Raw genomic sequence first — 797 nt, forward strand, 5'->3', positions numbered from 1 at the left:
AGTATTTGGTCGTAGACCCGAAACCAGGTGATCTACCCTTGGTCAGGTTGAAGTTCAGGTAACACTGAATGGAGGACCGAACCGACTTACGTTGAAAAGTGAGCGGATGAACTGAGGGTAGCGGAGAAATTCCAATCGAACTTGGAGATAGCTGGTTCTCTCCGAAATAGCTTTAGGGCTAGCCTCAAGTGATGATTATTGGAGGTAGAGCACTGTTTGGACGAGGGGCCCCTCTCGGGTTACCGAATTCAGACAAACTCCGAATGCCAATTAATTTAACTTGGGAGTCAGAACATGGGTGATAAGGTCCGTGTTCGAAAGGGAAACAGCCCAGACCACCAGCTAAGGTCCCAAAATATATGTTAAGTGGAAAAGGATGTGGCGTTGCCCAGACAACTAGGATGTTGGCTTAGAAGCAGCCATCATTTAAAGAGTGCGTAATAGCTCACTAGTCGAGTGACACTGCGCCGAAAATGTACCGGGGCTAAACATATTACCGAAGCTGTGGATTGTCCTTTGGACAATGGTAGGAGAGCGTTCTAAGGGCGTCGAAGCATGATCGCAAGGACATGTGGAGCGCTTAGAAGTGAGAATGCCGGTGTGAGTAGCGAAAGACGGGTGAGAATCCCGTCCACCGATTGACTAAGGTTTCCAGAGGAAGGCTCGTCCGCTCTGGGTTAGTCGGGTCCTAAGCTGAGGCCGACAGGCGTAGGCGATGGATAACAGGTTGATATTCCTGTACCACCTAGTATCGTTTTAATCGATGGGGGGACGCAGTAGGATAGGCGAAGCGTGCT

At 49.7% G+C, this 797-nt stretch carries 1 rRNA gene; it reads left to right on the top strand.

Annotated features, from left to right (window positions below):
• Positions 1-797: ribosomal RNA gene (locus HMPREF3241_RS11315) — 23S ribosomal RNA — on the top strand; the annotation flags it as partial.

It is taken from the genome of Staphylococcus sp. HMSC34G04, assembly GCF_001838765.1.
In the GTDB taxonomy this organism is placed as follows: Bacteria; Bacillota; Bacilli; order Staphylococcales; family Staphylococcaceae; genus Staphylococcus; species Staphylococcus epidermidis.